Here is an 8,415-nt window from a genome sequence, read left to right as displayed (position 1 = left end):
GGTGGATGGTTCCGGAGGCCCCGGACATGGCCGTTCGGCGGCGCAAAAAACCCCGCCGGCGAGCCGGCGGGGCATTGAGTGGAGGGTCTTGTCATCGCCCGCGAGGCGATCGCGCAGCAACGAGGACGGCCGCCGGAAAGTTTCAGCGTTCCATGCCTGTTTTTGCAGCCATGGTTGCATTGGCCTCGGCCGGCTCCGGCCCGGCAGCCCCGGCCCAGCGGGAGGTCTGCCGTCCAATCCTCTACGGCGCAGCGTCGCTTCCGCGCGGCTGCGCCAGTGACCGGGCCGCATCCGCCCCGGCCGCCAGGATGCGATCCGACAACTCCGCGCCCTCCACCGCGCGGGCTAGTTGAAGCGCGCCGATGAGCGTCGCGAAGATGCCGAATGCCACAGCCTCCGGATCGCTTGCATGCGGCGGGAGAGCGGCCGACACCTGCCGCACCAAAGTCATCAGGCGTTCGGTGTAGAGCTGTCGCGTTTCCGGCTGCTCCCGCGCGATTTCCGGCAACAGGGCGGCGGAAGCGCAACCCATGCCCGGACTGTCGCGGTGCTGCGCCGACAGATAGGCATCTATGGCCGTCGCCAGGCCGCCGGAGGCCAACACCCCGGCGATCTGGCCTGACTGGCCCTCCAGCGCCGCCGCCACGCATTCGCGAACAAGTGCCGCCTTGGAGGGAAAGTGAGGATAGAAGGCGCCGTTGGTCAGTCCGGCGTCGCTCATGATGCTTGCCAGTCCGGAGGCGGCGATGCCGTCGCTCCGGAACCGTTGCGTGGCGACCTCCATGATCCGGCCGCGCGATGCGTCCTTCCGGCCCTTTTCGTAACGCATGTCTTTCCTTTCCATGCTCTATTGCATTATGACCATAATCTGATATTACGAACATAATTCAATCGACGGAAGAAAGCTAGCCCCGACGGGTTCTGGAGCATCAAAATGAAAACGCATTCCGGCAAGACCGCAATCGCGAGAGAGCCAGTACGATGAAAGCCTTTGTCGTCGACAAATATCAGAAGAAGGGCGCGCTGCGGCTCGCCGACATGCCGGAACCCGAACTGCGGGACAATGATGTGCTGGTCGAGGTCCACGCCGCCGGCGTGAACCTTCTGGATTCCAAGCTCCGGGACGGGGAGTTCAAACTCATAGTGCCTTATCGGCCGCCCTTCATCCTGGGCCACGACGTGGCCGGCATCGTCGTGCGGGCCGGATCGAAGGTCCGCAAGTTCAAAGCCGGCGACGAAGTCTATGCACGGCCGCGCGACGGCCGGATCGGGACATTCGCCGAACTCATCGCCTTGGATGAGGCCGACGTGGCCCTGAAGCCAAAAAACCTCAGCATGGAGGAGGCGGCCTCCATTCCGCTGGTCGGCCTGACCGCCTGGCAGGTGCTGGTCGAAAGGGCACGGCTGAGGAAAGGCCAAAAGGTCTTCATCCAGGCTGGCTCCGGCGGGGTTGGCACGTTTGCCATCCAACTGGCGAAGCACCTCGGCGCGACGGTTGCCACAACGGCGGGCGTGGCGAGCACGGACCTGGTGAAAAGGCTCGGCGCCGATGTCGTCGTCGACTACCGGAAGGACGATTTCGAGAAGGTCCTGCAGGGCTATGACGTCGTCGTGAACAGCCAGGATGCCAAGACGCTCGAGAAATCGCTGCGCGTGCTGAAGCCGGGCGGGAAGCTGATTTCCATCTCCGGTCCGCCGGATCCCGGGTTCGCCAGGAAGCAAGGCCTGAACATAGTGCTGAAGCTGGTGGTGTGGTTGCTCAGCCTCGGCATACGCCGCAGGGCCAAATGCGCCGGTGTCGACTATTCCTTCCTGTTCATGTGGGCGCAGGGCGACCAGCTGAGCCGGATCACGTCGCTCATCGAAACCGGCATCATACGCCCGGTCATGGACCGGACCTTTGCGTTCGAACAGACCAACGAGGCCTTGGCCTATGTCGAAACGGGACGTGCCAAGGGCAAGGTGGTCGTGAAGGTCCGGTAGGACGGCCGGGAGCCGCACGACCCAATTCGCTGCGATGCCCGGTTCGCTAGAGCGCCGGCCCGGTCTCGATCTCCTGGAGGTAGAACGCCTTGCTCGGCTGCAGGTGGTCGACGCAGAGCTGCGCCAAGACCCAATTGTCGCTGCGTTTCAGCGCCTCGATCATCATCAGATGGTGCTGGCGCGAGATGTCGAGCTTGTCCCGGTCGGCCAGGGAATTCGCCCGCACCGGCAGGCTGAGGCGCATATAGTGCTCGATCGACGACACCAGATAGGCATTGCCGCAGGCCGAGAACATGGTGAGATGGAAACGGTCATTGGCCTCGTGGATGCCCCTGAGGTAGCCGGCGTCGACATGGCCGCTGTAGACGTGGTGGATCTCGGTCAATTCCGCGATCAGCGCGTCGCTCGCCGGCAGGCGGATCATCAGCGCGGCATGGCGCTGCAGCATCTCGCGTACCTCGTAGATCTGGCGGACCTCCTCGGGCGCGAGCCGGCGCACCATGGCGCCCTTGTTGCGCTCGCGCGTGGCGACGCCGAGCCTTTCCAGCTGGTAGAGGGCCTGGCGGATGGTGTGGCGCGAGACCGGGAAGCGGGCAAGCAGCACGTCCTCGACCAGGCGCGTGCCGGGCGCGAGCCGGCCGAAGATGATGTCTTCCTCCAGCGCGTGCACGATATCGGCTTCCTTGCCGCCATAGTCGACCGTGTTGAGCATCGCGACTCTCTCGTTGGCCCGGCCAAATCATCATTGGCCGCGACCACTCTAGCCTTCGCGCGCGAGGCTGGCCACAAGCGGGTCGAGGCGCGGGTCGTCGAGGCTGACGACGCCGGACATCCGCATCGCCTGCCGCAGGCTGATCCTGCCGACTTGCTGGCGCATGATGACCGGCAGACAGGCCGGCCCCGCTCCGGTCAGGACGAAGGCCTGGCCGACCAGGACCGGCTCGGAGAAGGGCGCCCATTGCACGGCCACAATCGACGGCTCGCCGGTCTGGCGGCGGTTGATGGCGGCGAAATAGATCCAGTTCAGGCGTGAGATCGCCACGCCATAGTGCCAGCCGGGCGCGCGTGCGCCGCCCTGGCGATTGCCCTCGGCCCACCGGGTCACACGCCGGAACGTCACCAGCTCCGCCTGGCGCCGCACGAAGGTGACCGACCGCATCAACAGATCCGGGCGGCCGGGAACCGCGAAGTAGGTGCCGCCGGCGATGGCGGGGCAGGGGCCGCGCACCATGTTGGCGTAAAGCGTTTCATGTATCGGCGACAGACTGACAAATCGCTGCGCCTCGGCTTCCGGCGCGCGGTACAATTCATCCTCGTCGATGCGGAAATAATCGCAGATCAGCCTCGCCGTGGCCCTGTTGGGCAAGCTCTTGCCTTGCAGGTAGCGCTCGAACTGCGAGCGGTTCATGTTCAATCCGCGGCAGACGGCGCTCACCGACGCGTGGCCGCTGACCAGCCGTTTGAGATTCGTGGCAAGATTCCTGCGAATTGGCACGACACCGTCCCCCCGAAGACGTCCGGACCATTATTCAAGCAATTGCTGATATTGCGCCAATCTCGCACAACATCGCTCGGGCGCGAAAGGGGACCTTCGGCCAATGTCGCTGCAAAAATCGCTGCTTGCGGGCCGACATGGAAAGGCCCGCCACCGACGCGACTCGTGACGGGCCTTCTGGAGTACGCCGGGCTTCTTACCGCCCGGCCATTTGCAAAACCTGCCGGCGGCGCGATCGTTCCATCACAACAGGAGGCCCGGCAACTCAGCCTGGCAACTCAGCCTGGCAACTCAGGGGAAACGGCTCTCGGGCCTTGCGGATCGTCGAAGTCGTCTCGCGCCAGGACGCGAGACCTCGCATATCCCTCAGGTTTCAGGCCTTCGATTCAGATACAAATCGAGGTGCAGATACCCGCGGTAACCGCCGACAGTTTCTCGCGCTTCAAGAGCGTCGGCTTGGCGTAGGTTTTCTTCATGGCCCTATCCCCTCGATTCAAGCGGCCTTGCACGGTGAAAGACAGGAAACCGCGGTGACCGTGGACAGTTTCTGGCGCTTCAGAAGTGTCGGCTTGGCATAGCTTTTCTTCATTTTCGCTTCCCTTTGCCTAGGCTTGCCCGTTGGATCTGACGCGAAGGAAGGGCGAAGTCAAAACGTTTCACCTCCAGGGAGCATGCATCGTCGATGTTTTAGCTCTTGCTGATGCCAAAATCACGCATAACAGACGCGAAGCCGACAATCCCAGCGATTATCTCGTGCCTGGCCGTCGCGTCCCGGCATGGGGATACGGCCGGGCCTAGTTCCTGTCGGACGGCTTCGAGCGCATCCTCGACACCGTCTCGCGCTCGGCGCGTTTGGAGCGCAGCGGCGGCAGGCCGCGGTCGATCAGGTCCATGTCTTCCAGCACCATGTCGCCCATGCGCTTGAAGGCGATGTCGAGGGCGCCGGCACGGTGGGCGGAGCGCAGGAAGCCAGGGAGCGTGCGCACCGGATGGTCGCCCGCCAGCGGCTCTTCGGGAAAGACGTCGCTGGCGGCAAGGATGTGGCCGCTCTTCACCGCAGCCATCAAGGCGGGGAAATCGACGACGCCGGCACGGCTGAGCAGGATGAAGGCGGCGCCCTTGCGCATCCTGGCGAAAGCATCGGCGCCGAGAAATCCCTGGTTTTCGGAGGTCACCGAGGCAACGACGAAGACGAAGTCGCTTTGCGACAGCACCTCGTCCAGCGCAGCCGGCTCGACGCCATTTTCCCTCAGGATCGATGGCGGCAGCCAGGGGTCGAACACCTTGGTGCGGGTGCGGAAGCCCGACAGCAGGCGGTTGAGCGCGCGGCCGAGGTCGCCGAAGCCGATGATGCCGACATCGGCGCCCGAAAGCAGCCGCGCGGTCCGGTTGCCGTCGCCGCCCCACAGCTCCTGCCCCTGGCGGAAAGCGAGGTCGGCGTCGACGATGCCGCGGGCAAGGTTGAGCGCCATGGCCAGGCCCAGCTCCGCCACCGGCTCGGCGAAAACCAGGCCCGTCGTGACGACATGGATGCCGCGCGAAAACAGCGTTTCATAGGGCATGTTGTCGAGGAGATTGCTCTCGACGTTGAAGACACAGCGCAGCGCCCGCATCGCTTCAAGCGTCTGCGGCGAGATCGGCGGCTGGCCGACGATGTAGCGGGCCTCGGCCAGCACCCCGGCCGGCAGTCGCGCCACGCCGTCCGGCGTCGTCTCGACGATGCGGTAATGCGCCCTGAGCCGCGCCAGCTGCGGCGGCGTGAAGATCAGCTCGAGCGTGCGCGGCTCGGGCGCGCTGATGACCAGCGGCAAGGCGATGTCTGACATGGCAAGATCCTCCCGAAGCGGCTTGTGGCGCTTTCTCGGTCCTAAATCTATCCCGGACCAGCGGATTTAAAAGCACGGCAGACCGATTTACTCGGTGCAGGAACGTTTCGCTCAAAATCGCGACAGCCGTCCTGACGCAATTGACATTCGCGGCGAAGCCGGTCTTCTCTGCGCTATTCAACAAAGGGGCAATAGCAAATGAAGAAATATGAGAAGCCAACCTGGCAAAAGCGTGAACGGCTTTCGGCCGTCACCGCGGTCGCTGGACCTTCAAATTTGCCGCCGCCGCAATGACTGGAACCGCCGGGCGAGCCTGAAGGCATTCGCCTGCCGAAACAAAGGCGCGATCGGTCGATCGCGCCTTTTGCTTTTGCGGCAAGAACACGCCGTCACCCGCGCCGCTTTGGCGGTGCGGGCTTCTGTTGCTCGCCGCTTGGCTCGGCGGACAGCCGCTGCTTGCGAAGGCGGGCGGTCTTTGCGTCGCGGGCCTGCCGCTCGGCGTCGAGGATGATCCGCGACTCGCGATCCGCTCTCTCAAGCTTTTGCTTGTCTACCAATCGGGCCACTTCGCTCTCCGGCGGCATGTCACATTCCCTGAAACCAACCGTGTGCGGCAAGGTTCCGCCGGATGCCGGCCGCGAGCGATCGCGTCAGGATTTTGCCTGGCCTGACCGCTCGGCGCGATGACCGGCCTGCCAGCGGGTCAGTTCGCGCTCCGCCTCGGATATGGTCACGCTCATCAAGCCGTCGAATTCGGCCATGGCTTCCATGTGCCCATGATCAATGATGGATTTGCGAAGAATGCGCATCGCCAGAATAGCATCCTGCAACGCGCGGTCGATATTCTTGACCATGACAGGATCTCCTGCGGGCATAACCTGTCGGCGCGCCGCTGGTTCCGACTGAACGGCGTTGGATCTGCTTTTTTCAGCGCTATGTCGTTGTGCTGGAGAAGCGCTCCGGCGCTTTCCTTCTGCTTCCTCCTCTCGCGGGGAGGGAGGACGGAAGAGGCGCTGTCCCCCGGATAGCACCAGGGAAGTGCCTTCGATGGCGATGAAGGGTGGGAAGCCCCTCAGGCCAGCCCCGGCTCGCGCCGCAATCCCAAATGGCGCACCTTGCGGCCAATGATCATCAGCCGGCGTGCCGTGTTGTTGCGCAGGCGCCGCGCGCGCCATTCCAGGCCGGGTTCGGTGGTGATATGCTTGGCGTAGACGCTCACACGCATGCCGGTCTCGTCGGAGGCCACCTTGACCGGGTCGTCATAGAAGGTGGCGATCTTGTCGGCCGCCATGCCTGGTGTTTCGAGCCAGGCGGGGATGTGGACTGAGGAGAGGCGCTCGACGTCGACCATGACCCGCCCGATGCCGACGCCGGGTGTCGGGCATGTCGTACAGAACGCGTCGCCAATGAAGACGACCCCATCGCGGCGATGGCCCTGCGTCGTGGTCAGATTGACCTGCCGGACCTCGACGGGACTCGCGACAGCGAAGTTGCCGCATTGCGCCGATATTTCGGGCATCAACTCGCAAAGCATCTTCTGCGGATCGGACCGGAAATCCCTCGTCCATTGGTCGGCCACGGTGTGATAGACGAACATGTTGGCCCGCATCTTGTCGCCGAGCGGAAAAACGGTGAGATAGGCAACGCGGTCCGCCGCCCGCTTGCCGTAGCAGGTGACGGCCGGGAAGGCGCATTCGTCCCGCGGAATGGCGAGGTCGAAGCCCATCGAGAGCGAATGCGCCTTCGACAGCTCGACGCGCTCGACGCCGATGGCGCGCCGCACCGCTTCGCTGTAACCGGTGGCCACCACCAGCAGGCGGGAATTGATGACCCTGCCGTCGGCCAGCACCAGGCGCTGCCGGTCCGGCCCGGTCGAGACCTCGGCGACCTTGCCGACCGTGATCGGCACTTCGCGCGGCAGCGCGTCGCGCAGGCCGTTGATCATCGAGCCGTAGGAAAATGTGTATTCCCACTTCTGCTCGCGGGCGAACAGCTGGCCCAGGCGAAAGACGTGGACGTCGGTCACCGAGGTGACGTGGCGCATGACCGTCTCTTCGAGATCGAGCCTCGCGAAGAGCCGCATCTGATCCATGCCGATCTTCTCGGCCCTGAACTCGTCGTGATGGACGCGGTGCGGGTCGATCAGCGCTACCTTGCGCCCGGACTTTCCCAGAACCATTGCCAGGGTCGTGCCCGCCATTCCGGCGCCAACGATCGCCACGTCGACTTCGGCCGGGACAGCCTCGACGGTGGTCATCTCGCTGCCCTTCATGCTCGTCATCTTCTGTCTCCACAATCTGTGGTGGAATATATCTTCCGGACCCTGATCAACCTCAAGCAACCAGCGCGGGTGGCTGGTAGCAACAAACGTTTAGGTTAACTACGGCCGCCTCTTCTGTTTCCAGCGCGGCGCGATCGCCGAGCCATCGATGAATTCCAGGCCGCCCGCCTCGTTGAGCGTGTGCAGCTTGCGTCCACTCCATAGCGCGCCAGGAGTTAAGATGGTCTCGACAAGCTGGTCCATGCCGTTCAAATCAAGGTGAGTGACGCGTGCGATGCCAAGGGCGCCGCCGTAGCTCCTGCGGCAGTCCTGCACCGGGCGCAGCAACTGGCCATCGCGTTCCACCATGCGTCCGGCCGGCCGCGCCGAGGCGATGTCGATCAGCACCGGATTTTTGGGATGCGGCGTCCAGGGACCGCGAAAGTCCGGCGCCGACCACAGATGCAGTTCATCGGAGAACGCGCCGCCACCGTCCCTCGCGGTGCCTTCACCGTCCCGGACGGTGGCGAACAGCCACCACGAGCCGCCATGCTCGACCAGGGTGGCGTCGCTGGCGACGATATCGGACAGCAGCGTCGCCTCCTTCACCCATCCACCGGGGAAGGCGGTGGCGCGGTAGAGATCGACCGTGCGGTTGGCGCAGCTTTCGGGCACCATCCAGACCTCGCCGTTACGCTCGAAGACGAAGGGGTAGGACAGGTGGTAGGGCAGGTCGAGCACCGGCTCCGGGCGGCCGATCGGCCCCGACGGGCCGAACGGCACCGCCGAGATGATGGCGCGGCCCAGACGGTGGATATAATCCTCGACGAACAGGGTCACCTGTCCCCGGT

9 protein-coding genes and 1 pseudogene are annotated in these 8,415 nt (G+C 64.3%); 1 reads left to right on the top strand and 9 read right to left on the bottom strand.

The features are described 5' to 3' along the window. Nucleotides 1-241 precede the first annotated feature (241 nt). Nucleotides 242-829, bottom strand: coding sequence for a TetR/AcrR family transcriptional regulator (locus EOA36_RS19220; protein WP_127278971.1), 588 nt, complete (start codon nt 827-829; stop codon nt 242-244). A 152-nt stretch (nt 830-981) separates the two neighbouring features. On the opposite strand from EOA36_RS19220, the gene EOA36_RS19215 reads away from it, so the two are divergent. Continuing rightward, a complete protein-coding gene (locus tag EOA36_RS19215; protein ID WP_127278970.1) occupies nt 982-1,983 on the top strand; it encodes an NADP-dependent oxidoreductase in 1,002 nt (333 codons plus the stop codon). A 46-nt stretch (nt 1,984-2,029) separates the two neighbouring features. Here the strand turns inward: EOA36_RS19215 and EOA36_RS19210 are convergent, their stop codons facing one another. From EOA36_RS19210 to EOA36_RS19180, 8 genes and pseudogenes are all read right to left on the bottom strand, one after another. Further along, nucleotides 2,030-2,695 carry a GntR family transcriptional regulator gene (locus tag EOA36_RS19210; protein ID WP_127278969.1) on the bottom strand — a complete coding sequence of 222 codons (666 nt, stop codon included), beginning with the start codon at nt 2,693-2,695 and terminating at the stop codon, nt 2,030-2,032. Nucleotides 2,696-2,743: 48 nt separating this feature from the next. Further along, nucleotides 2,744-3,478 (bottom strand): helix-turn-helix transcriptional regulator, encoded by a 735-nt coding sequence (locus EOA36_RS19205; protein ID WP_127278968.1) that lies wholly within the window; start codon nt 3,476-3,478, stop codon nt 2,744-2,746. Between the two features lie 386 nt (nt 3,479-3,864). Then, nucleotides 3,865-3,954: a putative RiPP precursor gene (locus EOA36_RS37330; protein WP_189343711.1), complete on the bottom strand. Its 90-nt coding sequence runs from the start codon at nt 3,952-3,954 to the stop codon at nt 3,865-3,867. A 318-nt stretch (nt 3,955-4,272) separates the two neighbouring features. Beyond that, entirely contained in the window at nt 4,273-5,304 is a 1,032-nt protein-coding gene (locus EOA36_RS19200) for a hydroxyacid dehydrogenase (protein WP_127278967.1), read from the bottom strand. Between the two features lie 389 nt (nt 5,305-5,693). Further along, entirely contained in the window at nt 5,694-5,888 is a 195-nt protein-coding gene (locus EOA36_RS19195) for a hypothetical protein (RefSeq protein ID WP_127278966.1), read from the bottom strand. Between the two features lie 66 nt (nt 5,889-5,954). Then, nucleotides 5,955-6,158, bottom strand: a complete 204-nt coding sequence (locus tag EOA36_RS19190; RefSeq protein WP_127278965.1) for a hypothetical protein — start codon at nt 6,156-6,158, stop codon at nt 5,955-5,957. A 218-nt stretch (nt 6,159-6,376) separates the two neighbouring features. Then, on the bottom strand, nt 6,377-7,585 hold the full coding sequence (locus tag EOA36_RS19185) for an NAD(P)/FAD-dependent oxidoreductase (protein WP_189553271.1): 1,209 nt from the start codon (nt 7,583-7,585) through the stop codon (nt 6,377-6,379). Between the two features lie 99 nt (nt 7,586-7,684). After that, nucleotides 7,685-8,415 (bottom strand): annotated as a pseudogene (locus EOA36_RS19180) (formyl transferase); the annotation flags it as partial.

Source organism: Mesorhizobium sp. M8A.F.Ca.ET.021.01.1.1 (genome assembly GCF_003998025.1).
Classification (GTDB): Bacteria; Pseudomonadota; Alphaproteobacteria; order Rhizobiales; family Rhizobiaceae; genus Mesorhizobium.
This window is presented reverse-complemented; position numbering and strand designations above follow the sequence as displayed.